The sequence below is a fragment of the Deinococcus multiflagellatus genome, from assembly GCF_020166415.1.
Classification (GTDB): domain Bacteria; phylum Deinococcota; class Deinococci; order Deinococcales; family Deinococcaceae; genus Deinococcus; species Deinococcus multiflagellatus.
Genome location: NZ_JAIQXV010000001.1, coordinates 403,551 through 429,154, shown reverse-complemented (window position 1 = coordinate 429,154; position 25,604 = coordinate 403,551). Strand labels below are relative to the sequence as shown.

The window sequence follows — 25,604 nt, the reverse complement described above, 5'->3', positions numbered from 1 at the left end:
CACTTCGGCCGGCCTGCGCGCAGGCTCTCTTTTTTCCGGCCGCCTTTTTCCCGACCTCGCCTCCCCGTCCGCGTCCCACCCAACAGGAGAACCCACAATGCAGTACGTCGTGCACCGCCCCCGCGTGGGCGTCTTTATTGACACCCAGAACCTCTACCACTCGGCCCGCGACCTGCTGGAGCGCACGGTCAACTTTGAAACCATCCTGAAGTGCGCCACCGACGGCCGCGAACTGGTCCACGCCATCAGCTACACCGTGGAGCGCGAGAACGAGGCCACCGCGCGGCCCTTTATCTATAAACTTTCCACGCTGGGCTTCAAGGTGCGGCGCATGAACCTGACCCTGCACCACGTCACCGACGGCGGTAAGGCCATCTACGAGGGCAACTGGGACATGGGCATCGTGGCCGACATGGTGCGCCTGATGGACCACCTTGATATCATTGTGCTGGGCAGCGGCGACGGGGACTTTACCGACATCGTGGAGGTGCTGCAGGAGCGCGGCAAGCGCGTGGAGGTGATCGCTTTCCGCGAACACACCGCCCAGAAGCTGGTGGACGCCGCCGACCGCTTTACCCACCTGCCCGACATTGAGCATGCCCTGATGCCCGCCCGCGCCCCTCGGGGCGGCAAAGCGGAGGAGTGAGGCGTGGCCGCCTCTTATCCCCAGGACAGCACCCACGCGGCCCCCGACAGCGCCGACGCGGTGCTGGCGCGGCTGCACTTTGAGCTACCCGAGGACCGCATTGCCCAGACCGGCGCCCAGCCGCGCGACGCCAGCCGCCTGATGGTGGTGGGTGAGCCGCTGGAGCACCGCATTTTCCGCGAGCTGCCCAGCCTGCTGCGCCCCGGCGACCTGCTGGTGTTCAACGAAAGCCGCGTGATTCCGGCGCGCGTGATGGCCCGCAAGCCCGTGGACGCCGCTGGTTTTGGTGGCGGACAGGTGGAAGTGCTGCTGCTGCGCGAGGAAGAGAACAACGTGTGGAGCGCCTACCTGAAGCCCGCCAAGCGCGCAGGCAAGGAATTGTGGCTGGGCGGCGCGCCGGGGCAGGGCCACCGCGCCGAGGTGGTGGGCACCCTGGACGACGGCGCGCGGCTGCTGCGCTTTGACCACGACATCAAGCCTCACCTGGACGAGATTGGCCGCCTGCCCCTGCCCCCCTACATTCAGGCGGGCGACAGCGACGAAACGTGGCGCGAGCGCTACCAGACGGTGTATGCCCGCACCCCCGGCAGCGTGGCGGCGCCCACGGCGGGGCTGCACTTCACCCCGGAACTGCTGGCGCAGCTGGACGCCCTAGGCGTGGAGCGCGCGCACGTCACCCTGCATGTGGGGGCCGGCACCTTCAAGCCCATCACGGGCGCGGTGGCCGACCATGTGATGCACGCCGAGCGCTACGCGGTGAGCGAGGACACCGCCCGCGCCATCAACCGCGCCCGCGCCGAGGGCCGCCGGGTGGTGGCGGTGGGCACCACCACCGTGCGCACCCTGGAAAGCGCCTGGAACGGCCACGAGGTGGTGCCCGGCGAGGACGAAACCCGCATTTTCATCACCCCGGGGACCGTGGTGCAGGTGCCGGACCTGCTGATCACCAACCTACACCTGCCCGGCAGCACCCTATTGCTGCTGGTGACCGCCTTTGCCGGCGAAAAGCGCATCCGCGCCGCCTACGACGCCGCGCTGCAGGAGGGCTACCGGTTCTACTCGCTGGGGGACGCGATGCTGCTGGAGAACAGGAAGTGGGCAGTGGGCAGTGGGGTGTAGGGGCCAACGCTCTATGCACTCGCCACAGCTGGTTTTTCCACTTCCTACTGCCCACTGCCCACTTCCCTGACCAGCGTCACCAACGCCGCTTCCCGCACGAACCCCAGCCGCCCGTTGATGCCCAGCATGGGGCGGTTGATCGCGTGGTTGCCGGTGCGCGAGTGGGTGAAGCCGCGTGCCAGGGCGGCGCGGGCGGCGGCCAGTTTCAGCGCTAGGCCCAGCCCCCGGCCGCGCCACGCGGGCAGCACGCCGGTCAGGCCGTTGTGCAGCATGCCGGGGTGCGTGGGCACTGGCTGGGCCAGCTGGCTGGTGCCGATCCACTCGCCGTCCGGGCCCAGGGCGATCATCAGGCCGCGCGGGTCCGGGTTCAGGGCGGCCATGCGGGTGCGCCACAGCTCGTAGGGCCAGACCACAATCGGCTCGCGGCTGGGCACGTCACTCAGCAGGGCGTGAATCAGGGCGTAGTGGCGCTCTGGTTCACCGTCCCAACCGCCCAGGTCGCTGAGGGGGTGAATGGTCACGCCGCCGGCCAGGGCCCGCGCTTCTTCCGTCGCATAGGCGGCGAAATCCAGGGTGCGCAGGTCCAGGGTGCTCAGCCACATCCGGTCGAATTCGCGCCAGCCCTGGGCCAGCAAAAACCCGTGGTCCCACCAGTGTTCCCGCACCCGCGTCACGGCCGTGTGGGCGCCCGCCTGGGCCAGCGTGGTCAGCCCGCGCCGCAGCAGCTCACCTGCCAGCCCGGGGTCTGGTTCGGCGGTGGTCACAGTCAGGTCCAGCCAGCCCTCGTGGGCGTCCATGCGCGGCACACCCGTCTGCACGGCGCCCACAGCCGTCCTGCCCACAAAGGCCCCCTCGCGGGTGAAATGCTCGTCGCCCTGGCGCCCGGCAGCGATCCGGGCCAGGTCGTCCTCGCTCACTGGGTGGTCGGGGTGGGCCTGCGAGAGCAACTCGGCGTAAGCCCGGTCGGGCAGCGGCGCAAAGGTCAGGGGTTCAGGGCGCTCCATACAGGAAGAAAGCACGGCGCTGCTCCGCCGTCACCCCGCCAGGATGCTTAGGCGCCGCGCCTGCCGGGGCGCCTATACTGGCCGGTGATGACGCAAACCATGTCGGCGGCGACCGACGCGAGCAGCAATCCGCTGCTGAACGTCGGCTTTCGCATTCCCTTTGACCAGATCCGGCCCGAGCATGCCGAGGGCGCCGTGGACACGCTGCTGGCCCAGACCCGTGAGCGCATGGAGCACCTCGCCGCCGCAGGCGAGCGCGGCTTTGCCGACTTCATGGACGATCTGGACCGCCTGACCGAGGGGCTGAACACGGTCACGACCATCGTGGGCCACCTGGACAGCGTGTGCAGCACGGACGGCTGGCACGAGGCCAAGATGGCGATTCTGCCCAAGGTCAGCGAGTTCTACACCGCCCTGAGCCTGCACGAGGGCCTGTACGCCGCCGCCAAGGCCTTTGCGGCCACCGAGGCGGGGCAGGCCCTGGACCCGGTGCGCGCCCGGCACCTGAAGCTCACCATTGAGGAGTTTCAGCGCGAGGGCGCCGAACTGCAGGGCGAGGCCAGGGCCCGCCTGACCGACCTGAACACCCGGCTGGCCCAGGTGACCAGCGAATTCGGCAAGAACGTGCTGGACGCCACCGCCGCCTACGAACTCTACGTGGGCCCCGAGCGTCTGGGCGGCGTGCCGCTGCGCGTGCAGGAGGCCACTGCCCGCGACGCCGAAGCCAAGGGCCAGGGCGGCCAGCACCGCCTGACCCTGCACGCCCCGGTGCTGGTGCCGGTCATGACCTACGCCGATGACCAGGAACTGCGCCGCGAACTGTGGGAAGCCAGCGCCCGCCTGGGCGTGGAAGAGGGCCGCGACAACCGCCCCCTGATCCGCGAGATTCTGAAACTGCGCCGCGAGAAAGCCGAGCTGCTGGGCTTTGAGAACTTTGCCGACTACGTGCTGCAAGACCGCATGGCGGGTAGCGGCGCGCGCGCCCTGGCCTTCGAGCGCGATCTGGACGCCCGCACCCGCCCCGCCTTCGAGCGCGAGAACACCGAACTGGACGCTTTCTACCGCCAGCAGGCCGGGGCAGACGCCCCCGCGCTGGCCCCCTGGGACGTGGGCTACTGGGCCGAAAAGCAGCGTCAGGCCAAGTACGACTTTGACGAGGAAGCCCTGCGCCCCTACTTCGCGCTGGACCGCGTGCTGGCTGGCCTGTTTGAAATTACCCGCCGCATCTTTGGCATCACCGTGACCGAGGATCAGGCGCCCGCGTGGCACCCCGAAGTGCGCTACTACGCCATTCACGATGAAGCGGGCACCCACCTCGCCAGCTTCTACACCGACTGGTTCCCGCGCGACAGCAAGCGCGGCGGCGCCTGGATGAATGCCTTCATCACCGGCGGCCCCCGCGAAGACGGCGTCGAGCCCCACCTGGGGCTGATGTGCGGCAACATGACGCCCCCCAACGGCGACACCCCGGCCCTGCTGTCTATCCGCGAGGTGGAAACGGTGTTCCAAGAGTTCGGCCACCTGCTGCACCACGCGCTGTCCAGCGTGCCGGTGCGCAGCCTGAGCGGCACCCAGGTCCCCTGGGATTTCGTGGAGCTGCCCAGCCAGATCATGGAGAACTGGGTCATGGAGCGCGAGGCCCTGGACCTGTTTGCCCGCCATTACCAGACCGGCGAGGCCATTCCCGACGATCTGTTTGCCCGCATGGTCGCGGCGCGCAACTACCGTGCGGCCAGCGCCGCCATGCGCCAGTACTCGTTTGGCCTGACCGACCTGTCACTGCACGTGGAGTTTGACCCCACAGGCGAGGCCGATCCTATCACCTACGCCCGCGACATCATGGCCACGTTCTCGCCCACGCCGCTGCCCGAAACCTACGCCATGATCGCCTCGTTCAACCACCTGTTCAGCAACCCCGTGGGCTACGGCGCCGGCTACTACTCCTACAAGTGGGCCGAGGTGCTCGACGCCGACGCCTTCAGCCGCTTTGCCCAGGAAGGCATCTTCAACCGTGAAACCGGGCGCGCCTTCGTGCAGAGCATCCTCAGCCGGGGCAACAGCGCCGACCCCGCCGAGCTGTACCGTGAATTCATGGGCCGCGACCCCGACGCCGACGCCCTGCTGCGCCGCAGCGGTCTCCTCCCCGCCTGACCCTGAGCGTGATGTGAACAGAGGCTGTGCCGCGAGGCGCAGCCTTTTTTAGTGCTGGGAAGGGGAAAGATTTGGCTGTGCCCTGGGCGGGGCGCTGATGAAAACAGGGGCCACTGCTGAAGCCGAGGTCCAGGGGATTTCAGGACGTTCGGTAGAGGAGACGTTCCAACCGGGCTCGTGCGAAGTCCCTCTCCTTGTGCAAAGCTGCCTGCGTCCCACCCGGCCGCTGGGCAAGCTGGCCCCGTTCCCGGTCAACGCGAAGCACCAAGCACGCCCGTGCCAGTAGCCTCTGTCCTGGTGCCTGCAGGGCGGGTGCAAGCGGGCCGGGTGTCAGGCGAACAGCCTTCTGCCTGAGCGCCTGTGCTTTGCGACACTCGGATGCGGCACGCCTGCCCAGCCTCTCGCCGCTCCACTGCGTACGGCCTCTCATGCTTGCGGAATTTTTCTCATGCTCCTCCATGAACGTGGGTTAAGATTCCCTCACATGCTGAACGTGACCCCCCAGCGGCTGCTGGGCACGCTGGCGGCCCTCGTGGCGCTGGCAACGCCCGCTGCAGCCCAGACCACGGCCGAAAGCCAGCTTGTCTCGCGCCTGAACGAGGTGCGTTCCCAGGGGGTCAGCTGCCCCGGCAGCGGCAAACGGCCGGTGGCGGGCCGGTTAACGTACACCCCGGCGCTGGCGGCCGCCGCGCGGCAACAGGCGGCGTACATGAGCGCTACCGGGCGCATCAGCCACACCGGGGCCGGGGGCAGCACCCCGCGCGTGCGCGCGGCCAGCACCGGGGTCAATGCGGTCAGTGTGACCGAGATCATCTTCATGGGCAGCGGCGTAAACCCCGAAAGCGCGGTCCGCTGGTGGCTGAATTCCCCGGTGCACTGCTTCTGGATGAATGAGGGCCGCTACACCAATGTGGGCGCCGCCGTGGTCCAGGGGTCGCGCGGCACCGCTTACGTGATGGTCCTGAGCAGCCAGCCGCGTTAACGGCAGAGCCAGCAGGGGACAGGCCATGAGCGACTCAACCGTGTTGCTGGCCGCGTTTCCTACGGGTGGTGGGGGGCACTCGACCTCGGCTCCACCCCTCCCTCCCTCCGTTTCTCAGCGGGGATAGGGAGTTGCTCACGGCACAGGGGCCCGTTTCTCATCGGGCTTAGGTGGGCCTCGCCGCGCTGTCATGTCGGGGCGGGGGACGCGGGCCTACAGTGGCGGTATGGCCGCGCCCACCCTGCCCACTGGCTCTGTGCCCTCTTCTGCGCTGGCCAGCAGCGCCGGGCGGGTGACCCCGGCCAGCGGGCGCCTGACTGCCCTGGACGCCTTTCGTGGCCTGACGGTCATGCTGATGCTGCTGGTGAACAACGTGGCGCTGGGGAGTGCCACCCCCGCGCAGCTTCAGCACGCGCCTTTTGGCGGCCTGACCCTGACCGATCTGGTGTTTCCGTGGTTCCTGCTGTGTGCCGGGGCGGCCCTGCCGTTCTCGCTGGCCGCCATGACCCGCGCGGGCCTGACAGGCGGGGCGCGCCTGCGCCGAGTGCTGGAACGGGCCGCGCTGCTGTACCTGCTGGGGGCCTTTGTGAGCAGTGTGACCGCCCACCGCCTCACCCTGGGGCTGGGCGTGCTGCAACTGATTGCCCTGGCCACGCTGTGCGGGGCGCTGCTGGCCCCCCTGCGCGCGCGCACCCAGGCGCTGGTGGCGCTGCTGCTGCTGGCGCTGTACGCCGCGTTCCTGACCGTGGGCACCCACCCGGCGGGCACCGGCATTCTGGACGAACTGCGTAACCCTGTGCAGGCGGTCAACGACCAGTGGCTCTCGCCGCTGGGGCTGCGTGGGTTGCTGTCGGTGATTCCCACCACCGCGCTGGTGCTGCTGGGCGCCCTGGCCGCCCGCCCCCTGGCCACGCGCGAGCCCCGGCAGATCTGGGCCCTGTTGCCCGTGGGGGTGGGGCTCGCGGCGCTGGGTGTCGCCTGGGCCTCGCTGGGTGGGCCGCCCCTGAGCAAGACGCTGTGGACCCCGCCGTACATCTTCACCTGCGCGGGGCTGGGCATGCTGGGCCTGCTGATCTGCTGGCTGTTGGCGGATTCGGGCCGGGTGCGCGGGGGTGCCGCGGTGCTGGCGCCGCTGACCATTCCGGGGCGCAACGCCCTGGTGGCCTATGTGCTGCCCATTCTGGTCAAGGTGTGGATTCTGCAAGACTGGCTGGTGGGCTGGACCGGGCGGGCGCAGCCCATGGGCGCCGCGCTGCTGACCCTGGCGCAGCGGCACCTGGGGCCGGTGGGCGGGGGGTGGACCTATACAGGGGCCTACCTGCTGGCGGTCTGGCTGGGGCTGGCGTACCTTGCCCGGCGTGGCTTGATTCTGAAACTCTAGTGGGTGGAGGTGGTGGGCACAGGGTGGCCGCTTGAAGGCAGGAAGCGGCAGAGGATGGATGGGGCGCCCGCTACAGCGTGGGGTGCCGTTCAGCGTTAGAAAGACCGGGGCCGCGTGCCCCAAAGAGGTAACCTCATGTTTGGACGTTCTCGGTGGTTTCCCGTACTGGCGGCCTCGCTGGCACTGACTTCCCCCCCGGTGGCCCTGGCGGCGGCCCCCGTGGCCCCGCCCGCACCTGCCGATCTGCGTCTGGGCAGCCCGGCGCTGCGGGCCCTGACCGCCGAGTCCTACGCGCGCGCAGGCCTGCAGGGCGATTTCGGCGCGTGGCTGGCCGAGGCCTACCGCCGCTCGTCGGTGCGGCTGGAGGGCGCCGCCACCCTGGACGCGGCGCTGACCGCCCGCCGCGCCCGCCTGCAGGCCGCCAGCGGTGCCGAGCGCGAGCGCCTCGCCCTGGACACGGCGGCCTGGGCCCACCGCTTTCTCAAGGCGGCTATTCCCCGCTTCAGCCTGGAGCGCGGCTTTGAATTTGCCAGCGTGGTTCAATACGGCGAGCGCCAGTGCCTGCTACAAAGCACCCTGCTGGCCGGGCTGCTGCAGGGCACGGGCCTGCGCGCCGGGCTGGTGATGGTCTGGAAAAGCCAGACCGGGCAGGAAAGCAACCTGGGCCATGTGACCAGCGTGCTGCGCCTGCCGGGCGGCGACGTGCAGGTGGACGCCAGCGAGCCCACCCCGTTTGCGCGCCACCAGGGCCTGCTGGGCTGGGTGGCGGGCGGCTGGCGGTTCGTGGCGCCGCAGTTTCAGGGCGACCGCATGGTGGCCTACCGCCTGCAGGGCGCGGCGGGCGAGGTCAAGCCCGAGCAGTTCGGCACCCTGAGCCTGGGGTATCTGCGCTCGCAGTACGACTACTACCGCGCCGAGCGGACGCCGGGCGGCGTGCTGGGCACCGGCACCGGCCGCGCCACGCCACAGGGCCTGGCCACCAGTGAGGCCCTGCTGCGCCGCGCCCTGCGCGAGGAACCGCGCAACGCCCTGGCTGCCGGCGTGCTGGGCACGGTGCTGCGTAAGCTGGGCCGCACGGCCCAGGCCCGCGCCCAGTACCGCGCCGCTGGCGCGCTGTACGCCGCGCAGGGCCACACGCCCGCCGGGGTACAGGCGAACGTGGCCTGGGCCGGACAGACCCGGGACACTGCGGAGACCCGGTGAGGGGAGGGCGCCGCTGGGCCCTCCTCGGCGTGCTGCTGGCCGGACTGCTGGTCCCGGCCCACGCTGCACCCCCACTGCCTGGGCAGGTGCAGCCGGTGGCCCCGGGCACCCGTCCGGCCCCCGCGCTGCCCACCCTGACCCTGGTGCCCCCCGTGCCCGAGGTGCAGAGTGTGCATGTGCTGGGCAACGGGTTTATCACCGTGGCCCACGCAGTGATCACGCTAAACGCGGCGCGCCATGATCAGGCGCGCGCGCTGTCGGCGCTGGTGGCGGCGCGGGTGCTGGCCGCCCGCCCGGACCTGAGCGAGGTGGACCTGAGCGTGTACGACGCCGGCACCTACGCCGGTTTCGGGGGCCCGCTGCCCCTGCTGACCGCCAGCGTACCGCGCACCCGCCTGGCCGATTTTCAGGCGTGGACCGCCGGGCGCGCGGCCTACGAGCGCCAGTGGGTGAATCCGGGCCCCAGCGCCCTGCCCACCGAGCGCGACCCGGACCGCGTGCCCGAGGCCAGCCCCGCCCTGGTGCCCGGCGAAGCGGCCCCCCGCGCAGCGGCGGCCAGCCGGGCGCAGGTGACCGCCACCACGGCCCTGGTGGCCGGGGGCGTCCACGGCGGCCTGCTGTACCGGGGCCGCCGGGACGCGTCGAATGTGGCCGCCCTGACCTTCGACGACGCGCCGCATCCCCTCTACGAGCCGCTGCTGCTGGACCTGCTGCGGCGCAGCGGCATGCACGCCACCTTTTTCGTGATTGGCCGCAATGCCCAGGCCTATCCGTACTTCGTGCGCGACATGGTGGCCCAGGGCCACGAGGTGGGTAACCACACCTACCACCATGTGCGCTTGCCGCCCCTGTCGCCGGGCGCGGCGCGCGACGAACTGCAGTGGGCCAACACGCTCCTGAGCAGCCTGACGGGCCGCCCAGTGCGGTACTTTCGCCCGCCGGGGGGCGACTACACGCCCACCACGCTGGCGGTGGCGCGCTCCCTGGGCCTGACCACGGTGTTCTGGACCAACGACCCCGGCGACTTCCAGAACCCTGGCGATCAGGTGTTGCAGGCCCGCTACCAGCAGCACCTGCGCCCCGGCGGCATTGTGCTGCTGCACGACAACGCCCCCGAGATGCTGGACGTTCTGCGCGACTTCCTGCGCTACGCCCGCGCCCGGGGTGTCACCCTGACCACGGTGGGCGGCCTGCCCAAGTAGGGCGGGGCGCAGGTGTGTGGAGGGGCGTCCGCCCGCCAAGCCCATGACGCCGGGTTGTCACCGGCACTGGGCGGGCGCCCAGGCAGACCAAACGCCCGTTAGGTGTTGTGCCGTACACTGTCTGGCAATGAACAAGGTGTACTCAGACGCTCGGGCGGCCCTGGCCGATGTGGTGCGCGACGGTCAGACCATTGCGGTGGGGGGCTTCGGGCTGTGCGGCATTCCCGAACAGCTGATCCTGGCCCTGCGCGAGACCGGGGCCCGGGACCTGACCGCCGTGAGCAACAACGCGGGCGTGGACGGCTGGGGCCTGGGGCTGCTGCTGGAAACCCGCCAGATCCGCAAGATGATCTCCAGCTACGTGGGCGAGAACAAGGAGTTCGAGCGGCAGTTCCTGGCCGGCGAACTGGAACTGGAATTCACCCCCCAGGGCACGCTGGCCGAGCGCATGCGCGCCGGCGGCGCCGGCATTCCCGGCTTCTACACGAAAACGGGCGTGGGCACCGTGGTGGCCGACGGCAAGGAGCACAAGGACTTCGACGGCGAAACCTACATCCTGGAGCGCGGCATCCGCGCCGATGTGGCGCTGGTCAAGGCCTGGAAGGGCGACCGCGCCGGCAACCTCGTGTACCGCAAGACCGCGCGCAACTTTAACCCCATGGCCGCCACCTGCGGCCGGGTAACCGTGGCCGAGGTGGAAGAACTCGTGGAGATCGGCCAGCTGGACCCCGATGAGGTGGACACCCCCGGCATTTTCGTGCAGCGCGTGGTGCATAACCCGGCGCCCGAAAAGCGCATTGAGCAGCGCACGACGCGCCCCGGGTAAGCAGCTGCGCCGCAGTGGAGGGACGGGCCGCGCCGCACAGACAGCGGTCTTGCGTTCCGTTGAGGGGTGCTTTCCTCCCCTCTACGCCACGCCCATCGCCCTCTACCGCGGTCACTCGCGCCGCTCGAACCACATGACCTAAAAGCTTCGCCTTCAGGTCATGTGGTGAGCGCTATCACTCGCGCAGAAACTTCAGGCCATCTGTCACCTGCTCAAGACACACGCGCCGGGGGCCTGGGTACGCCGACCACCGTTCTGATCGCTGCTCCCGCATGTCGGCCGTCCAACTGCTGAACACTTCTTGCTGCCGCCCGGTCAGAAAGTTCACGCTGAGCAGGTCGGTGCGGCCAGTGTTGCGCTCATGGGTGGTGCGGTCATAGCCGATCACCCGGAAACAGCCATCCTGAAAACGCACGGTGAAGATCACGCTGCTTTCTGTCCATGAGCCGGCGCTGAAAAACTCAGTCAGCAGCAGGGAAAAGCCGCCTGGGCGCAGGTTCAGGGCCTCGAAGGGGTCACTCATGGTGGCCTCCTCATGGCGGGGAATCACCCGGCTCTGAAACGCCAGGCGGTATCCGCCTGAACGCTGGCCGAAGGCGCCCACCAGCAAGCGGGGATTCGTGTTCAGCGGCCACGCGCCCAGCGCAAAGCCGGCGGGTTTCCTCAAGAGATTGCGAGGGTCATTCATCCGCAGCACCAGCAGGGTATCGGCCATGTGGTCGCCGTTAAAATCTGCGTTCAGCCGCTTCTCGATCACCCAGCCACGCGGCACCAGCGCCTGTACACTGGCGCCAGCGGCAGGCAGGGTGGGAAAGACCACAGGCGGCGCGTCTGTGGCGCAGCTCAACGAAACGCCCAGCGCGGTGCACAGGCTCAGAAGAGATCGGCGCATTCCTCCAGCGTAAAAGACCGCCCCGCCCCTGGCGCGCCACTTTGCCTACGGCTTGGCCGCTGGTGCTTTTGCGCGTGCGGCCCGGGTCTTGTAAACCTGATGCATCTGGTCCAGTTCGCCCGTACACGGCTGCTGGGTGTTCAGCGGCAGGGCGCTGCCTTTGTCATCCAGGGTCACGCACCAGCGCGCGGCGAACATCTTTTTCACGGCCTTCAGGGCTGGGCCTGACCCTTCGCCGCCGTTCTGGAAAAAGGCCACGACGGCAAAATTGGGGCTGCCCAGGGGGCCATAGCCCTCGTACCACGCATGGGTGTAGGCCAGGCCATTTCTCTGACTCAGACCGTTTTGTGCGGTGCCTGTTTTGCCGCCTGTGCGGACCGGAAACAGCCGTGGGCCGATCTCATGCTGGGCCGTGCCGTAGCGGGTGCCGGCCGTGGTGCCACTCATGCCTTCTTTGACCAATTGGAACACCTGCGTGTTGCCCTTGCGCACCACACTCACTGCCGGCTTGCGGGGCTGCACCTTGCCCCCAATGGCCTTGAGGACCGTCAGCGGCCGTTTCTGACCGTCGTTGATGATTGTGGACATCACCGAGACCACCTGCGCCGGGGTCACGTCCACATCGCCCTGTCCAATGCTCATGTTGAGGGCAAACCCCGGAAACCAGGGAAACTGCGGGTTGGTGTATTCCTCCGGGACCATCAGGCGCCCGGTCTTTTCGCCCACCAATTCCAGACCCGTGGGGCTGTTGTAGCCCAGTTCGGTCAGGCGTGTCTTGAGCTGGTGCGCGTAGTCGCTGGGGCCAGCGCGAACGGCCGAATCGTAGTACCAGGGGTTACAGGAATAGGAGATGGCGAGCCGGGCGTCCACCATGCCCAGGGGAAACCGCGCCCAGTTCCGTTTGGCCGAGCGCCCGTAGTAATAGACCGGATTGCACGGCAGGGTGAAATTGCCCCACTTTTCCACATACATCAGGGTGGTGGCGATCTTGAACACGCTGCCGGGGTTGTACTCCTGCACCACGCGGTTGCTGGTCACGGCGTCCAGTTTGGCCAGGGGACGCGTGGAGTCTATGGCCCAGTTCTTGGCGGCCGGATCGGCGCTGGGCACGCGGGCAAACCAGTTGGGGTCGTAGGCCGGGCTGCTGGCCATTGCCAGGACTTCATTGGTGCGCGGGTCAATGGCAATGATGGCGCCGCGTGTGTAGGGCTCGGGCGGCTTGCCATGCTTGACACGTCCGGCATTCACATCTGCCAAACCTTCTCGAAGCGCCCGCTCTGCGGTGCGTTGCAGCAGCGAATCAATGGTCAGGGTCACGTCCTGCCCCTTGGTGCCGGGGTCAATCACCCGCTCGGTCTGCGGCTTGCCCCCGGCCGTGACTTCGCGGCGGCGCAGGCCATTTTTGCCCTGCAAGGTGCTTTGCAGGCTGTATTCCAGCCCGGAGCGGCCCACCAGATCGCCGGGGGCGTAGCCGTCGTCCTTCACCTGGGTCTCGGTGGCTTCCTGCACGTAGCCCAGCAGGTGCCCGGCCATCTTGCCCTGGGGGTAAACGCGCTCCACGCGCTCGCGCAGTTCCAGGCTGGGCACCAGCACGGTGTATTCGTACAGGGCGGCCAGCTTGTCCTGGGGGATGTTGCGCGACAGCACCGTTTCGGTTTCGCGCTCGAAATTGGGCTCGCGCGGCTGACCGTTGACCAGCACGTCGCCCCCAATCCCGGCCAGATAGACGATCTTGTCCCAGGCGGGAATGGCCTGCTCCGGGTCGGTGGGGCGCCGCCGCCCGGTGTACACGAGGTCCACGGCGAGGCGGTTGGTGGCCAGCAGCACGCCGTCGCGGGTGCGGATCTCGCCGCGCAGGGCGCGCACGATCTCGTCGCGCTGGTAGTTGCTGGCCGACTGCACCGCAAACTGGTCGTGCTGCACCACCTGCAACTGGTACAGGCGCGCGCCCAGCCCCAGCAGACACAGGTTGAACCCCAGCGCAATCCAGGCCACCCGCGTGGCCCCCTGGCGCGCCTTGCGCCGGGCGCGGGCGCGGGGCGTTCCGGCGCGGCGCCCGCGCTTGCGGCGGTCGATCAGGTCGCCGGCGCGGCTCATCCCAGGCCTTCCTCGGGGCCGGTGCGGGGCCCAAAGGCCCAGCTCACCACCCGCTCCCACAGCGGAAACACCAGCAGCGTGCCCAGCAGCAGCGTGGGCAGGGCCCCGCGCAGCAGGTCCAGCGTGACCAGCGTGGAGCGCAGCCAGTAGGTGAGCAGCAGGAACATCAGCCACTGGCCGGCCACGGCCAGCAACACCGTGAACACAGCCTGCAGGGGCCCGGAATCCGCCATGTAGCGCCGCACGCCCAGCACCAGCAGCGCCCCGCCCATCACGCCCGCCGCGTGCAGGCCCAGCACGCCGCCGCCCAGCAGGTCCTGGATAAGCCCGGCGCTGTAGGCCCCGGCCAGCGCCCAGGCCGGTTTCAGGCGCCACGCCAGCGCCGCGCCGGTCAGCAGGAACAGGTCCGGGGCACTCAGGCCAGCGGCGTCGCCCAGGCGCGAGAGCACGCCCTGGACCAGCAGCAGCAGCAGCACGTAGGCGCCGACGCGCAGCCAGCCCGGGGGGCCCCGCCGGGGCCGCAGAACGTCACGCCTCATGCCCCTGTCCCCCGGCCCTTCACAGGCCCTCCAGAATCGTCACGTCTTCCACCACGCCCACATCCACCGCCGGCTTGATGATCACGGTGCGGCCCAGGTCGTTGGGCCCCAGCGGCAGCACCTTCTCCACCGTGCCCACGGGAATGCCCACCGGGAACACGCCCCCCAGGCTGTTGGTGACCAGCACGTCGCCCGGCTTGACCGGCACCGAGCGCGAGAACTGGGCGCGAAGGCGGTCTGGCGGCACCCCCCGCGCCACGCCGCGCCCGCCCCGGTTGCCCTGCAGGGTCACGCCCACGGTGCTTTCGGGGTCCACCAGGGCCAGCACGGTGGCGTGGCCCGCACTCACGTCCGTGATCTGGCCCACCAGGCCGCGCGGCACCGTGACCGGCATGCGCAGCCGCACGCCGTCGCGCGCGCCCTTATTGATGTCCAGCCGGGCCAGCAGCGGGCTGGGGTCCACCGCCACCACCTGCGCAATCCCCAGGGCGTTGGGCGCCTGGGTGGTCGTGATTTTCACCACCTGACGCAGCCGCGAGACCTCGCGGGTCAGCAGTTCGTTGCGCTGGCGCAGCACGTCGTTTTCCTTTTGCAGCGTGCCCACCTGCGCCGCCAGATGCCGCTCGGACACCAGGGTCTGGTAGGCGCGGCGCACGTTGTCGGCCGAGACCACCGCCAGCTGCGAGAGCGGCGCAATGCCCGAGCGCAGTGCGCCGGGCGGCACCACCTGAAAGCGGGTGGTGACCATGCTCAGGGCCAGCAGCCCCAGCAGGGTCAGCAGCGCGGCGCGCCCCTTCACGCCCCGGGCACCCCGGCGGCCTGCCCCCACACCGGCACCCCGGCGGCGCGCAGCAGGCGGGTGGTCACCGTCAGCGGCAGGCCCACCACGTTGGCGTATTCGCCGTCCACCCGCGCCACCAGGGCCATGCCCACCGCTTGAATGCCGTAGCCCCCGGCCTTGTCCAGGCCCTCGCCCGTGGCGGCGTAGTAGGCGATTTCGGCGTCGCTGAGGGCGCGGAAGGTCACAGCGGTGCGCGCCACCTCCACCTGTTCACGCCCGCCTTGCAGCACCGCCACGCCGGTGAACACCTCGTGGGTGCGCCCCGAGAGGCGGCGCACAAAGGCCTCGTTCTCGGCGCGGTCGGCGGGTTTGCCCAGCAGCTCACCCTCAATGGCGACCACTGTATCGGCCGCCAGCACCACGGCTCCCGGCGCCGTGCGCGCCACCGCGCGGCCCTTGAGGCGCGCCAGTTCGGCCGCCAGCCGGGCGGGGTCCGTGTCACTGCTGTCCTCGGCCTCACCGCTGACCTGCACGGTAAAGCGCACCCCCAGCAGCCCCAGCAATTCCCGGCGCCGGGGGCTGCCCGACGCCAGAATGACCTGCGGCCCCGCGTCTCCGGCGCCGCTGCCTTGGGGGGTCACTCAGTACCCCTCGCCCAGCTGTTCACCGGCCACCAGCGCCACCCCGCCCGAGGTGCCCAGGCGCGTGGCCCCTGCCTCGATCATCGCCTTGGCGTCCTCGGCGCTGCGCACGCCGCCCGCCGCCTTGATCTGGGCGCGGCCCGCGATCACGTCTCTCATCAGGCGCACGTCGTCGGGGGTGGCGCCGCCCGTGCCAAAGCCGGTGCTGGTCTTCACGAAGTCGGCCCCGCCGCGCACGGCCGCTTCGGTGGCGGCGCGCTTTTGCTCGTCGTTCAGGTAGCAGGTTTCGATGATGACCTTCAGCACCGCGCCCGCCGTGGCTTCCCGCACGGCGCGCACATCGGCCTCCACGCTGGCCCAGTCGCCGTCCAGCGCCGCGCCGATGTGAATAACCATGTCCACCTCGTCAGCGCCGGCCTGCACGCTGGCGCGGGCCTCGGCGGCCTTCTGCTCGGGGCTCACGGCGCCCAGGGGAAAGCCGCATACGGTGGCCACTTTCACGTCGCTGCCGGCCAGCTGCGCCTTGGCGAGCGGAATGTAAACCGGATTGATGCACACGGCGAAGAAGCTGTGCTTGCGCGCTTCCTGGCACAACTGGATGATGTCTGCCCGGGTGGCGGTGGCTTTGAGGAGGGTGTGGTCAATGTACGGCGCAAGCTTCACGCCCCCCAGAATACCCCCGATGTCTTGAGAAAGATTGAGCCGAAAGGAGGAGGGGGCAGGGGTTTGGTGAGGAGTTGGGGGCGGGGGTAGGCGGCTGTCGGGGAAGGGTCGAGAAGTCGAGGAAAGGTCGAGGGGTCGAGACCAATGGTGCGGACAGTCCTCGGGCCCGGCGGGCGGCATTTGCGAAAATGTCGTCCCGAACGCCATGCCCGCTTCCCCCCTCTGCTGCGCCGCTTTTCAAGCCCCAGCCTCTGCTGCGCAGCTCTGCGAGTCCCCCACAAGGGGGGAGGAGAAAAACAGCGTGTTGGTCGGTTCGCAGCCTGCGAACTGTTGCCACTGTCCGAGCCATTGCGAGAGGGGGTCTGGACGGGACCGGGATTGGCCGGGAAGTGGAAGGCCCTCCAAAACCTTCCTGTCGTCCCTCCCCTCGACTTCTCGACGCCTTGACCCCTCGACCTCACACAGCGCCACGCCGCGACCTCGTAGACCTGTCAACTCTCCTCGCCCTCTTGACCCTCAATCCTCCGCCCCGCGCTACCCTGAACGCCATGAGTGACGCGTCCCCCGCCAGCCCCCAGCCGGGCCAGCCCTTTCCCGACTTCGCCCTGCCAGATGCCCAGGGGCAGACGCACCGCCTGTCTGACTACGCGGGGCGCTACGTGGTGCTGTACGTGTACCCCAAGGACGACACCCCCGGCTGCACCAGGGAAGCCTGCGATTTCCGCGACAACGCGCTGTTAAAGGCCCACGGCGCGGCCATTCTGGGCGTGAGCGCCGATGACGCCCAGAGCCACACCCAGTTTGCCGAGAAGTACAGCCTGCCCTTTCCTCTGCTCAGCGACGACGGCGCGGCGTTCCTGCGCCAGATCGGCTCGTACGGCACGAAGAACATGTACGGCAAGGTCACCGAGGGCATCAAGCGCCAGACCTTCCTGATTGGCCCGGATGGCACGCTGGTCAAGGGCTGGCTGGCGGTGAAGGTGGACGGCCACGCCGATCAGGTGGCCGCCGCCATTGACAAAGACCGCGCCGCGCGGGGGCCCGCATGAGCGACCTCGAAGCCCTGAAAAAAGAAGCCGCCCTGCGCGCCGTGGCCCTGGTGCAAAGCGGCATGCGGGTGGGCCTGGGCACCGGCAGCACCGCCAAGTACGCCATTGAGGAAATTGGTCGCCAGTTGCAGAGCGGCGAACTGCGGGACGTGGTGGGGGTGGCGACCAGCGAGGCCAGCGACGCCCTGGCCCGGCAGGTGGGCATTCCGGTGGAGGCGCTGGACCCCCGCCCCCTGGACATTGCCATTGACGGCGCCGACGAGATTGCCCCCAACCTCGACCTGATCAAGGGCCTGGGCGGCGCCCTGCTGCGCGAGAAGCTGACCGAGGTGCAGGCGCGGCGCTTTCTCGTGATTGCCGACCACACCAAGCTGGTGACGCGCCTTGGCGAGAAGTCGGCCCTGCCCATCGAGATCGCCCGGTTTGGCTTCCTGAGCACCATCGAGCGCCTGCGAGAGGTGCTGCCCGCCGGTCGCCTGCGTCACAGTGGGGCCCAGCCGTACGTGACCGACAACGGCAACCACATCTTTGACGCCCAGATTCCGGAGGGCCAGGACATTGCCGCGCTGGAACGCACCTTGAAGGGGCTACTGGGTGTGGTGGACACCGGCCTGTTCCTGGGCATGGCGGAGCGGGCCTTTGTGGCGGCCCCGGACGGCGTGACCGAACTCACCCCGGCGCGCTAAGGGCCCCGGGACCAGCAGGCGCGCGCCCCATGTCCAGTCCCTCACCTGCAGGCCCCCCGCGCCGCTGGCTGGCCCGCTCCCCGCGGTTCTGGGCCCTGGGGGCGGCGCTGATCCTGGGCCTGGTGGCCGCCTTTGCCATCAACGCCACGCCCGCCGTGGGGCTGCTCTATCCGCGCGCCCGGGCCGAGGTGGCGGCCCTGCCCCCGGCGCCGGGTTTTGCGTCGGGCCGCCGCGTGCTGCTGGTTAGCCCCCACCCGGACGACGAGAGCCTGTGCTGCGCCGGGCAGCTGCAGGAAGCGCAGCGGGCCGGCGCGCAGGTGTACGTGGTGTGGCTGACCAGTGGCGACGGCTTTGAGCTGGACGCCGCCGCCCTGGGCCGCACCGCCCGGCCCCACGGCGGGGCCACCGAGCGCCTGGGCGCGCGCCGCATGGCTGAAGCGCGGGCAGCGGCGCGCGTGCTGGGCGTGCCGGCGGCCCACCTGACCTTCCTGGGCTACCCGGACGGCGCCCTGCTGCGGCTGTACCGCGCGCCCCAGGCCCAGGTGGTGCGCTCGCCGCACACCGGGGCCACCCGGGTGCCGTATGCCGGGACCCTGCACCCCGGCGCCGCTTACACCGGGGCCAACCTGCGCCGCGATCTGGCCGAGGTGTTTGACCGCGTGCGGCCCGACGTGGTGCTGCTGCCCAGCAGCAAGGACGCCCACCGCGACCACCGGGCCACCAGCCTGCTGGTGCAGGACCTGTTGCAGGCGCGGGGCCAGACCGCCCGCGCGCGCTACTGGGTGGTGCACGGCGGCCTGGAATGGCCGCTGCCCAAGGGCCTGCATCCCCAGGTGCCGCTGCTGCTGCCGCCCCGGGGCCACAGCCTGACCTGGACCCGCGCGGACCTCAGCCGCGACGAGACGGCCCGCAAGGCGCAGGCCATCGCCGCGCACCGCTCGCAGATGGCGGTGATGCCGCGCTTCTTGCAGGCCTTTGTGCGGACGAACGAACTCGTGGCCCTGGATGATCCCCATTCGCCGCAGGGTGGTCATGGCCGCTGACGGGCTGGTGCTGCGCCCGGTGGGCCCCCAGGACGGGCCCGCGCTGGCGGCCGTGGCCTACCACACCGCCTTTTTCGGTGAGAGCGCCGCCGCCTTTTTCCCCGATGCCGCCCTGTTCGCCGCGCTGTGGACCGCGCCGTATCTGCACGCGGGCTTTGGCGGCCATGTGGCCCTGCGCGGGGCCGAGGTGGTGGGCTTTATCCTGGGGGCCCCGGACCCGGGGCGTTACCGCGCCGCGCTGCTGGCCCAGGTGGCGCGCGTGCTGCCCACCGCCCTGGCGCGGGCCAGCGGCTGGGCCAGCCTGCCCTACCTGCGCCGCACGGTGTCCTGGCCCGCCCCCCACGCCGATGAACATGCTTTTCCGGCCCACCTGCATCTGAACCTGCTGCCCCAGGCGCGCGGGCTGGGTGCGGGTGAGGCGCTGCTGCGTGCCCACCTGCGCGTGCTGGCGGGCGCCGAGGTGCCGGGGGTGCAGCTGTCCACCACCACCGAGAACCGCGCCGCCCTGGGGCTGTACCACAAGCTGGGCTTTGCGGTGACGGCCCGCCGCGTCACGCCCCTGTGGGTTCCGTGGCTGGGCCACCCCGCCGAGCACCTGTGCCTGACGCGGCGCCTGCAGCCGGCCGACCTCGCACTGTGATAAAGGCATGCCGACCGGGTCGCTGACCGGACCATCCAAGCCGAGTCGCCACCGGCAATGATGCGAACCTTCGCTCAACCCGGTCAAAGGGCAGTTGAGCATGGCGGCGGGTGGACGCCACGCCTGTTCATCTCCTCCTGCGGCGCAGTTTTCCCACCTCGAAGGATTGGCAGCGCGGTTCTGCGAATTCCCCACGAGTGATGCGAAAAAATCCATTCTGTTCATCGAGACGCGGCGATGGACCCGCGCCGTGCCCTTCCCCCACCTGCAGCCCTTCTAGCCCAGGGCCGAAAGCTGCCGCTCCAGCGTGGCCGGGTCGCGGGTGGGGAGGTCGCAGGCGTGGTTCACGCACAGGTAAGCGGTGCCGTCCCCAGGGCGGCCTTGCACCAGTGGTAAGGTGCCGCCCGGTTCGGTTAGGGCCAGGGCGGTGAAGGGCAGGCTGAAGCGCGAGGCCACCTGTTCCAGTGGCGCGCGCTGCTCGGGCGTACCCAGAATTGCCAGTTCGGTGTGCGGCGCGTGCACGAAGGCTGCCGCCTGCCACAGGCCCCCAAACCCCCCGGCCGCCGCCAGCATGTCCCCCCGGAACGCCGAGAGCACCCGCCGGGCCCTGGCCTCGCCCGTCTCGTCACCGAAATAGCGGTGCATCCACAGCCCCAGCAGCGCGCCCGCCGCGTTGTCCGACAGCACGGCGCTGTCAAAGCCCGGGGCGGGGCGGGTGAGCAGGGCCTCGGCCCGCCCGCCCGAGGCCAGAAAGACGCCCGCCTCTTCCTGCCAGAAGTCGCGCGCGCACACGGTCCACAGCTCGCGGGCCCAGGCCAGCCAGCGTTCGTCGCCGCTCGCCTGGAACAGCGCCACCAGCCCCAGGCCCACCAGGGCGTGGTCTTCGGTCAGGCCCTCCACCCGCGCCTGCCCGCCCGCCCAGACGTGGTACAGGCCACCGCCCGGGGCCTGCATCCGGCCCTGCAGGAAGCTGGCGATTCCCTCGGCCACGGTGAGGTAAGGCCTTTCGCCCAGAATCCGCGCGGCGTCGGCAAAGGCGGCCAGCGCCAGCCCATTCCACGAGGTCAGCACCTTGTCGTCGGTGCCGGGCTGGGGGCGGCCCTGGCGCAGCAGGAAGAGGCGGGCTTTCAGGCGCTCCAGATGGGTGCTCAGGCCTTCCTCGCTTTGGCCCCGCTCGGCGGCGAGGTCTGAGGCGGGCACGGCCACATACGGCACGCTGCGGCGCCCCGCGTCCGGGCGGTGGGGGTCGTGGAAGTTGCCGGGGTCCTGAATGCCCAGGTGCCGGCAGAGCAGTTCGGCGTCGGCTTCGTCATTCAGGGCGGCATGCACTTCCGCCGGGGTCCAGGTGAAGGTCAGGCCCTCCACGCCGTTGGTGTCGGCATCCTGAGCGCTGTAGAAGCCGCCATCGGGTGAACGCATCTCGCGCGTCAGGTAGGCCAGGGTGCGCCGCGCGGCGTCCGCGAAGGCCGGGTCGCCGCTGACCTGAAAGGCCCGCAGCAGCGTGCGGGTCAGCTGCGCGTTGTCGTACAGCATCTTTTCAAAGTGGGGCACCCGCCACTGCCCGTCCACGCTGTAGCGGTGAAACCCGCCGCCCAGCTGGTCGTGAATCCCGCCCGCGATCATGCGCCGGAGCGTGTGCAGCGCCATCAGGCGGCCGTCCGGGCGGGTCAGCAGGAAATCCAGCGTGGTGGGGGCCGGGAACTTGGGCGCGCCGCCAAAGCCGCCGTTCGTCTCGTCGAACACCCGGCGCAGGTTGGCCGCCGCGCGCTCCACCTCGTCCGGGCCCACCTCGCTTTCGCCCGCGCGGGGCTGGGTGGCTTCGCGCACATGCTCGGTCAGGGCCTGGGCGTTGCCCAGCAGTTTGGGGCGGTCCTCCTGCCACGCCCGCGCCACGCTGGCCATCACGCGCCCAAAGCTGGGCATGCCGTACCCGTCGCGCGGCGGAAAGTAGGTGCCGGCATAGAACGGCTCGCCGTCCGGGGTCAGGAACACCGTCATGGGCCAGCCGCCCTGCCCGGTCATGGCCTGGGTGGCCGCCATGTACACCGCGTCCACGTCGGGGCGCTCCTCGCGGTCCACTTTCACGTTCACAAAGTGCGCGTTCATGTAGGCGGCTGTGGCCTCGTCCTCAAAGCTTTCGTGGGCCATCACGTGGCACCAGTGGCAGGTGGCATACCCCACCGACAGCAGCACCGGCAGGTCGCGCGTGCGGGCCTCGGCAAAGGCGTCTGGCCCCCAGGGCCACCAGTGCACCGGGTTGTCCGCATGCTGGCGAAGGTACGGACTGCTTTCCTGCGAGAGGCGGTTCATGCGGGCAGCGTAGCCTGCGGGGGAGGGGGCCCGGGATGAGGCCACGGGCAGGAGAGGCTTCACGGGAGAGAAGGAGGAGGAGCGGGACGCCTCATGGTTGGAGGGGCCGGACCTGGGGGGCGGGCCTACGTTCTGCTCTGGGTGACGCCCGCGACCTCTGGTCTTGAGAGGCGGCCCGCACTCCGGCGCGCCTTGTCCCCAGCGAAAGGCAACAGCGGCCTCCTGTCGTCAGCCGCCGCTCTAAGCTCACCCTATGCCGCTGTTCTGCCCACCAGCCACTCTCCTTCGTGTGGGCTTGCGGAGCGCCCTGCTGCTGCTCGCCCTGGGCCCTGTCGCTTCAGCCCAGCGCTTCACGTTGCAGGTGCCGCCCTCGCCGCTTTACCTGGAGGACACCGGCCAGATCACCCTGAGCGCCGTGCTGGACAACACCGGCCCGCGCCCCGTCACCCTGACCTGCCTGAGCCCCGGCGCCCCCATCCTGCGCGGCGACCTGGGGACGGCGGCCGGCTGGGCGGGGCAGACGCGTCTGGTCCCCCAGGGCGCGGCGCCCACCTGCACCCGTACCGGGCAGGTGCTGACTGTCCCCCCGGGCGCCCGCTACGAATACCACCGCCGCGTGCCCCTGCGCCGCGCCGGGCAGGGCCAGTACCGGGTGGGCTGGAATGTGCGCCCCGCGTCGGGCCGCGCGTGGCTGGTTGCGAACCCGGTCTGGGTGGTGGTCAGTCCCGGCCGGGCCCCCCGCCCCACCCCCACCCCAGAGGCCTACCGCGCCGCCCTGCGCGAAAGCCGCGCCGGGGTGGCGGGCCTGAGCATGGTGGGCCCCCGCCTGCAGGTGACGGTGGTGGACGACCTGTCGCGCGTAGCTTTCCTGCAAGCCTTAAAACGCCGGGGCCTGGACCCGGCCGCGCTGGACCTGACCGTTCTCCCCCCTGTGACCTTCGGCGCCCGCGCATGGCCCCACCGCGCGGCCCTCACCGTGCGGCGCCAGGGGGAGGGCTACCTGCTGACCCTCATGGTGACCAACCGGGCTGCCCGGCCGCTGACCGGCATGACCGGCCCGTGCCATCCGCTGGCCGTGACCGCGCTGAGCAGCGGCGTGCGCGTGTGGCAGGACGGCCACCGCCTCTGCGCCGACCTGGGCGTGACGGTGCGGCTCTCACCCGGCGCCGCGCAGACGGTGACCTTCCGCTGGAACGGCCGCACCAGTCTGGGCGAGCGGGTGCCAGCGGGCCGTTACCGGGTCACGGCAGGCTGGTTCGGCTTCTCGGCCTCGGCGGTGCTGGCGGTGCCGTAGCCGCCTCCCGTACACTGCGCAGTTATGGACTTGAAGGCACAACTTAGGGCAGCGGTGGAAGCGGCGGCCACCCAGATGGGCGCCCCGCTGGACGCCGCCATTCAGGAAACCCCGGCCAACAAGCCCGGCGATTACGGCACCCCCGCCGCTTTTCAGATGGCGAAGATGCTGGGCCAGAACCCCGCCCAGGTGGCGCAGACCCTGGCCCAGACGGTGCAGTTGCCGGCCGGGATCAGCCGCGTGGAGGCCGCCGGGCCCTTCCTGAACTTTTTCGTGGACACGGCCGCCTTCGTGCGCGGCGTGGTGGAGACCCCCTTCGCCATGCCCGCGCAGGGCGGCAAGGTGGTCATTGAGCACACCTCGGTCAACCCCAACAAGGAACTGCATGTGGGCCACCTGCGCAACGTGGTGCTGGGCGACTCCATGGCGCGCATCTTCCGCGCGGCGGGGTTCGCCGTGGAAGTTCAGAACTACATTGACGACACCGGCCGTCAGGCCGCCGAGAGCCTGTTCGCCATGAACCACTACGGCCGCACCTGGGACGGCACGCAGAAGTACGACCACTGGCTGGGCGAAGGCTACGTGCAGCTGAACGCCGATCCCGCCAAGGAGAGCCTGGAAGCGGGTATCCGCGAGGTCATGCACAAGCTGGAAGAAGGTGCGCTGCGCCCGCTGGTGGAGCAGACCGTTCAGGCCCAGCTGGACACCTGTTTCCGCATTGGCGCCACCTACGACCTGCTGGTGTGGGAGTCCGACGTGGTGGGCAGCGGCTTTCTGGCCCAGGCCATGAACATTCTGGAGGGCAGCCGCTACACCTCGCACCCCACAGAGGGCAAGTTTGCCGGCGCCTTCGTGATGGACGTGTCCGAGTTCATGCCGGGCCTGGAAGAACCCAACGTGGTGCTGCGCCGCAGCGACGGCACCGCCATGTACGTGGCCAAGGACATTGGCTACCAGTTCTGGAAGTTTGGCCTCTTTGAAGGCATGAAGTTCAGGCCCTTCATGCAGGACCCGGCCGGCCACACCATCTGGACCAGCGCCCCCGACGGTCAGCCCGACACCGAGAAGCGTTTTGGGCACTGCGACGAGGTCATCAACGTCATTGATTCGCGCCAGAAGCACCCGCAGATGCTGGTCAAAAGCAGCCTGGGCGTGGCCGGGGAACAGGAAAAGGAAGCGCGCTCGATTCACCTGAGCTACGAATTCGTGAACCTGAACGGCCAGACCATCAGCGGGCGCAAGGGCATTACCCTGGCGGTGGACACCGCCCTGGAAGAAGCCAGTGGGCGCGGCTTTGCCGAACTGAGCGACAAGAACCCTGAGCTGGCGGGCCGCGCCGACGCCCCGGAAATTGCCCGCCGCATCGGCGTGGGCGCCCTGCGCTTTGCCATGCTGCGCAACGAGCCCAGCCGCTCGTTTGACTTTGACCTTGAAAAGGCCAGCAGTCTCAGTGGCGACACCGCGCCGTACATCCAGTACGCCGCCGTGCGCGCCGCGAACATTCTGCGCAAGGCTCAGGAGGCCGGGTACGCCGTGGACGGCACGGGCGCCAACTGGGACGCCGTGCCCGAGGTGGACCTCATTCTGGCCAAGCAGGTGGCGAAACTGCCGGAAATCGTGGCCCAGGCGGTGCGCCTCCACTCGCCGCACGGGGTGGCGCAGTATGCCCTGGATCTGGCAACCAGCTTCAACGCCTGGTACAACGCCAAGGACAAGCAGGGCAAGCCCGCCACCAACGTGCTGCAGAGCCCTGAAGGGCTGCGCGAGGCCCGTCTGGCGCTGGTGGCCCGTCTGCGCGCGGCCTTTGAAGACACGCTGGGTCTGATTGGGATTGAGATTCCGGCAGCGATGTAAGGAGCGGGAAGCGTGGCGTGTGGAGCGTGGTCCAAGGGCCGCGCTCCACCGCTTTTCTGAAGTGATCAGCTGGGGGAGGCCACCCGGCCTTTCAGCACCTGCTCAATAAATTCGCCTTTGAGAGCGGTATAAACCCGGCGCTGCTCTGGGTGGGCCTGGGCCAATGTTTGCTTGAGGCGGGCGTAGTCGTCGCGCAGGTCCGCACTCTGGCGCAATGCGTCCCGGAAAGTCAGGTAGGCGTGCCAGTGCGGGTGATCGGCGCTCAGCACATGCAGGTAATGGGTGCGGGCCTCGTCGCTGCCCCGGGCAAAAAAGGCCTCCCCCTTGCCCACCGGGTCCCCCATGAAGACGTACCCCAGGGTGGCGAGGGGTTGCGCACAGGCGACTATCGCCTGCTGGTCCGGCACGGCCACCGCGAGGTCCAGCACCGGTTTGGCCACCAGCCCCGGAATGCTGGTGCTGCCGATGTGCTGGATACCGCTGGCAAGAGGCCCCAGCACCCCGGCCACGCGGGCGCGTTCCTGTTCAAACAGCGCCGGGTAGGCCGGCGACCAGGGCCGCAGTTCGACCGTGCCCCGTTTCAGCCCAAGGGTCATGGGGG

General features: G+C 69.8%; 23 protein-coding genes. 14 read left to right on the top strand and 9 right to left on the bottom strand.

Going from position 1 to position 25,604, the window contains the following annotated elements:
* The first annotated feature begins 97 nt into the window (after positions 1-97).
* Both K7W41_RS02040 and queA read left to right on the top strand, forming a co-directional pair.
* Positions 98-646 carry a LabA-like NYN domain-containing protein gene (locus K7W41_RS02040; RefSeq protein WP_224604179.1) on the top strand — a complete coding sequence of 183 codons (549 nt, stop codon included), beginning with the start codon at positions 98-100 and terminating at the stop codon, positions 644-646.
* Between the two features lie 3 nt (positions 647-649).
* Positions 650-1,765 carry a tRNA preQ1(34) S-adenosylmethionine ribosyltransferase-isomerase QueA gene (queA, locus tag K7W41_RS02035; RefSeq protein ID WP_224604176.1) on the top strand — a complete coding sequence of 372 codons (1,116 nt, stop codon included), beginning with the start codon at positions 650-652 and terminating at the stop codon, positions 1,763-1,765.
* Between the two features lie 44 nt (positions 1,766-1,809).
* Here queA and K7W41_RS02030 read toward each other — a convergent pair whose 3' ends face one another.
* Complete coding sequence (locus K7W41_RS02030) at positions 1,810-2,769, bottom strand: GNAT family N-acetyltransferase (RefSeq protein WP_224604173.1); 960 nt, start codon at positions 2,767-2,769, stop codon at positions 1,810-1,812.
* Positions 2,770-2,856: 87 nt separating this feature from the next.
* Between K7W41_RS02030 and K7W41_RS02025 the strand changes: the two genes are divergently transcribed.
* From K7W41_RS02025 to K7W41_RS02000, 6 genes are all read left to right on the top strand, one after another.
* Positions 2,857-4,920, top strand: coding sequence for a M3 family metallopeptidase (locus K7W41_RS02025; RefSeq protein WP_224604169.1), 2,064 nt, complete (start codon positions 2,857-2,859; stop codon positions 4,918-4,920).
* Between the two features lie 484 nt (positions 4,921-5,404).
* Positions 5,405-5,902 carry a CAP domain-containing protein gene (locus K7W41_RS02020; RefSeq protein ID WP_224604166.1) on the top strand — a complete coding sequence of 166 codons (498 nt, stop codon included), beginning with the start codon at positions 5,405-5,407 and terminating at the stop codon, positions 5,900-5,902.
* 226 nt (positions 5,903-6,128) lie between these two features.
* Positions 6,129-7,283: a heparan-alpha-glucosaminide N-acetyltransferase domain-containing protein gene (locus K7W41_RS02015; RefSeq protein WP_224604163.1), complete on the top strand. Its 1,155-nt coding sequence runs from the start codon at positions 6,129-6,131 to the stop codon at positions 7,281-7,283.
* 135 nt (positions 7,284-7,418) lie between these two features.
* Positions 7,419-8,486, top strand: coding sequence for a hypothetical protein (locus K7W41_RS02010; protein WP_224604161.1), 1,068 nt, complete (start codon positions 7,419-7,421; stop codon positions 8,484-8,486).
* Positions 8,483-9,688, top strand: a complete 1,206-nt coding sequence (locus K7W41_RS02005) for a polysaccharide deacetylase family protein (protein WP_224604160.1) — start codon at positions 8,483-8,485, stop codon at positions 9,686-9,688. The genes K7W41_RS02010 and K7W41_RS02005 overlap by 4 nt, the downstream gene beginning before the upstream one ends.
* 127 nt (positions 9,689-9,815) lie before the next feature.
* Complete coding sequence (locus tag K7W41_RS02000; protein ID WP_224604159.1) at positions 9,816-10,514, top strand: CoA transferase subunit A; 699 nt, start codon at positions 9,816-9,818, stop codon at positions 10,512-10,514.
* 175 nt (positions 10,515-10,689) lie between these two features.
* Here K7W41_RS02000 and K7W41_RS01995 read toward each other — a convergent pair whose 3' ends face one another.
* Genes K7W41_RS01995 through deoC form a run of 6 tightly spaced genes read right to left on the bottom strand, consistent with a single transcriptional unit; the run spans position 10,690 to position 16,127 of the window.
* Entirely contained in the window at positions 10,690-11,406 is a 717-nt protein-coding gene (locus tag K7W41_RS01995) for a hypothetical protein (protein WP_224604158.1), read from the bottom strand.
* A 45-nt stretch (positions 11,407-11,451) separates the two neighbouring features.
* Positions 11,452-13,503 (bottom strand): penicillin-binding transpeptidase domain-containing protein, encoded by a 2,052-nt coding sequence (locus K7W41_RS01990; protein ID WP_224604157.1) that lies wholly within the window; start codon positions 13,501-13,503, stop codon positions 11,452-11,454.
* Entirely contained in the window at positions 13,500-14,042 is a 543-nt protein-coding gene (locus K7W41_RS01985; protein WP_224604156.1) for a Rod shape-determining protein MreD, read from the bottom strand. The genes K7W41_RS01990 and K7W41_RS01985 overlap by 4 nt, the downstream gene beginning before the upstream one ends.
* A gap of 19 nt (positions 14,043-14,061) precedes the next feature.
* Entirely contained in the window at positions 14,062-14,841 is a 780-nt protein-coding gene (gene mreC / locus K7W41_RS01980) for a rod shape-determining protein MreC (RefSeq protein ID WP_224604155.1), read from the bottom strand.
* Positions 14,838-15,464 (bottom strand): Maf family nucleotide pyrophosphatase, encoded by a 627-nt coding sequence (locus K7W41_RS01975; protein WP_224604153.1) that lies wholly within the window; start codon positions 15,462-15,464, stop codon positions 14,838-14,840. Before K7W41_RS01975 ends, mreC begins: the two co-directional genes overlap by 4 nt.
* Positions 15,465-16,127, bottom strand: coding sequence for a deoxyribose-phosphate aldolase (deoC, locus tag K7W41_RS01970; RefSeq protein WP_224604151.1), 663 nt, complete (start codon positions 16,125-16,127; stop codon positions 15,465-15,467).
* 548 nt (positions 16,128-16,675) lie between these two features.
* On the opposite strand from deoC, the gene K7W41_RS01965 reads away from it, so the two are divergent.
* From K7W41_RS01965 to K7W41_RS01950, 4 genes are read left to right on the top strand one after another with little or no spacing between them, the layout of a single operon-like run.
* Positions 16,676-17,176, top strand: coding sequence for a peroxiredoxin (locus tag K7W41_RS01965; protein ID WP_224604148.1), 501 nt, complete (start codon positions 16,676-16,678; stop codon positions 17,174-17,176).
* Entirely contained in the window at positions 17,173-17,862 is a 690-nt protein-coding gene (gene rpiA / locus K7W41_RS01960; protein WP_224604146.1) for a ribose 5-phosphate isomerase A, read from the top strand. Before K7W41_RS01965 ends, rpiA begins: the two co-directional genes overlap by 4 nt.
* 29 nt (positions 17,863-17,891) lie before the next feature.
* A complete protein-coding gene (locus tag K7W41_RS01955; protein WP_224604144.1) occupies positions 17,892-18,905 on the top strand; it encodes a PIG-L deacetylase family protein in 1,014 nt (337 codons plus the stop codon).
* A complete protein-coding gene (locus tag K7W41_RS01950) occupies positions 18,895-19,545 on the top strand; it encodes a GNAT family N-acetyltransferase (protein WP_224604143.1) in 651 nt (216 codons plus the stop codon). Before K7W41_RS01955 ends, K7W41_RS01950 begins: the two co-directional genes overlap by 11 nt.
* A gap of 276 nt (positions 19,546-19,821) precedes the next feature.
* Here K7W41_RS01950 and K7W41_RS01945 read toward each other — a convergent pair whose 3' ends face one another.
* On the bottom strand, positions 19,822-21,855 hold the full coding sequence (locus tag K7W41_RS01945) for a thioredoxin domain-containing protein (protein WP_224604141.1): 2,034 nt from the start codon (positions 21,853-21,855) through the stop codon (positions 19,822-19,824).
* A 289-nt stretch (positions 21,856-22,144) separates the two neighbouring features.
* Here K7W41_RS01945 and K7W41_RS01940 point away from each other — a divergent pair, with 289 nt between their 5' ends.
* Both K7W41_RS01940 and K7W41_RS01935 read left to right on the top strand, forming a co-directional pair.
* A complete protein-coding gene (locus K7W41_RS01940; RefSeq protein ID WP_224604139.1) occupies positions 22,145-23,149 on the top strand; it encodes a flagellar hook assembly protein FlgD in 1,005 nt (334 codons plus the stop codon).
* Positions 23,150-23,173: 24 nt separating this feature from the next.
* The gene (locus K7W41_RS01935; protein ID WP_224604138.1) at positions 23,174-25,003 is read left to right on the top strand and encodes an arginine--tRNA ligase; all 1,830 of its coding nucleotides are present in this window, start codon (positions 23,174-23,176) and stop codon (positions 25,001-25,003) included.
* 65 nt (positions 25,004-25,068) lie between these two features.
* Here the strand turns inward: K7W41_RS01935 and K7W41_RS01930 are convergent, their stop codons facing one another.
* Positions 25,069-25,599, bottom strand: coding sequence for a GrpB family protein (locus tag K7W41_RS01930; protein ID WP_224604136.1), 531 nt, complete (start codon positions 25,597-25,599; stop codon positions 25,069-25,071).
* Positions 25,600-25,604 lie beyond the last annotated feature (5 nt).

Excerpts from the sequence above, each read along its gene's own strand:
- K7W41_RS01995 (WP_224604158.1), bottom strand. The coding sequence starts at position 11,406 with ATGCGCCGATCTCTTCTGAGCCTGTGCACCGCGCTGGGCGTTTCGTTG.
- rpiA (WP_224604146.1), top strand. The coding sequence starts at position 17,173 with ATGAGCGACCTCGAAGCCCTGAAAAAAGAAGCCGCCCTGCGCGCCGTG.
- K7W41_RS01985 (WP_224604156.1), bottom strand. The coding sequence starts at position 14,042 with ATGAGGCGTGACGTTCTGCGGCCCCGGCGGGGCCCCCCGGGCTGGCTG.
- K7W41_RS02000 (WP_224604159.1), top strand. The coding sequence starts at position 9,816 with ATGAACAAGGTGTACTCAGACGCTCGGGCGGCCCTGGCCGATGTGGTG.
- K7W41_RS01965 (WP_224604148.1), top strand. The coding sequence starts at position 16,676 with ATGAGTGACGCGTCCCCCGCCAGCCCCCAGCCGGGCCAGCCCTTTCCC.
- K7W41_RS01945 (WP_224604141.1), bottom strand. The coding sequence starts at position 21,855 with ATGAACCGCCTCTCGCAGGAAAGCAGTCCGTACCTTCGCCAGCATGCG.
- K7W41_RS02030 (WP_224604173.1), bottom strand. The coding sequence starts at position 2,769 with ATGGAGCGCCCTGAACCCCTGACCTTTGCGCCGCTGCCCGACCGGGCT.
- K7W41_RS02020 (WP_224604166.1), top strand. The coding sequence starts at position 5,405 with ATGCTGAACGTGACCCCCCAGCGGCTGCTGGGCACGCTGGCGGCCCTC.
- K7W41_RS01955 (WP_224604144.1), top strand. The coding sequence starts at position 17,892 with ATGTCCAGTCCCTCACCTGCAGGCCCCCCGCGCCGCTGGCTGGCCCGC.
- K7W41_RS02040 (WP_224604179.1), top strand. The coding sequence starts at position 98 with ATGCAGTACGTCGTGCACCGCCCCCGCGTGGGCGTCTTTATTGACACC.
- K7W41_RS01935 (WP_224604138.1), top strand. The coding sequence starts at position 23,174 with ATGGACTTGAAGGCACAACTTAGGGCAGCGGTGGAAGCGGCGGCCACC.
- K7W41_RS01930 (WP_224604136.1), bottom strand. The coding sequence starts at position 25,599 with ATGACCCTTGGGCTGAAACGGGGCACGGTCGAACTGCGGCCCTGGTCG.
- K7W41_RS02010 (WP_224604161.1), top strand. The coding sequence starts at position 7,419 with ATGTTTGGACGTTCTCGGTGGTTTCCCGTACTGGCGGCCTCGCTGGCA.
- K7W41_RS01990 (WP_224604157.1), bottom strand. The coding sequence starts at position 13,503 with ATGAGCCGCGCCGGCGACCTGATCGACCGCCGCAAGCGCGGGCGCCGC.
- K7W41_RS02025 (WP_224604169.1), top strand. The coding sequence starts at position 2,857 with ATGACGCAAACCATGTCGGCGGCGACCGACGCGAGCAGCAATCCGCTG.
- K7W41_RS01950 (WP_224604143.1), top strand. The coding sequence starts at position 18,895 with ATGGCCGCTGACGGGCTGGTGCTGCGCCCGGTGGGCCCCCAGGACGGG.
- K7W41_RS02015 (WP_224604163.1), top strand. The coding sequence starts at position 6,129 with ATGGCCGCGCCCACCCTGCCCACTGGCTCTGTGCCCTCTTCTGCGCTG.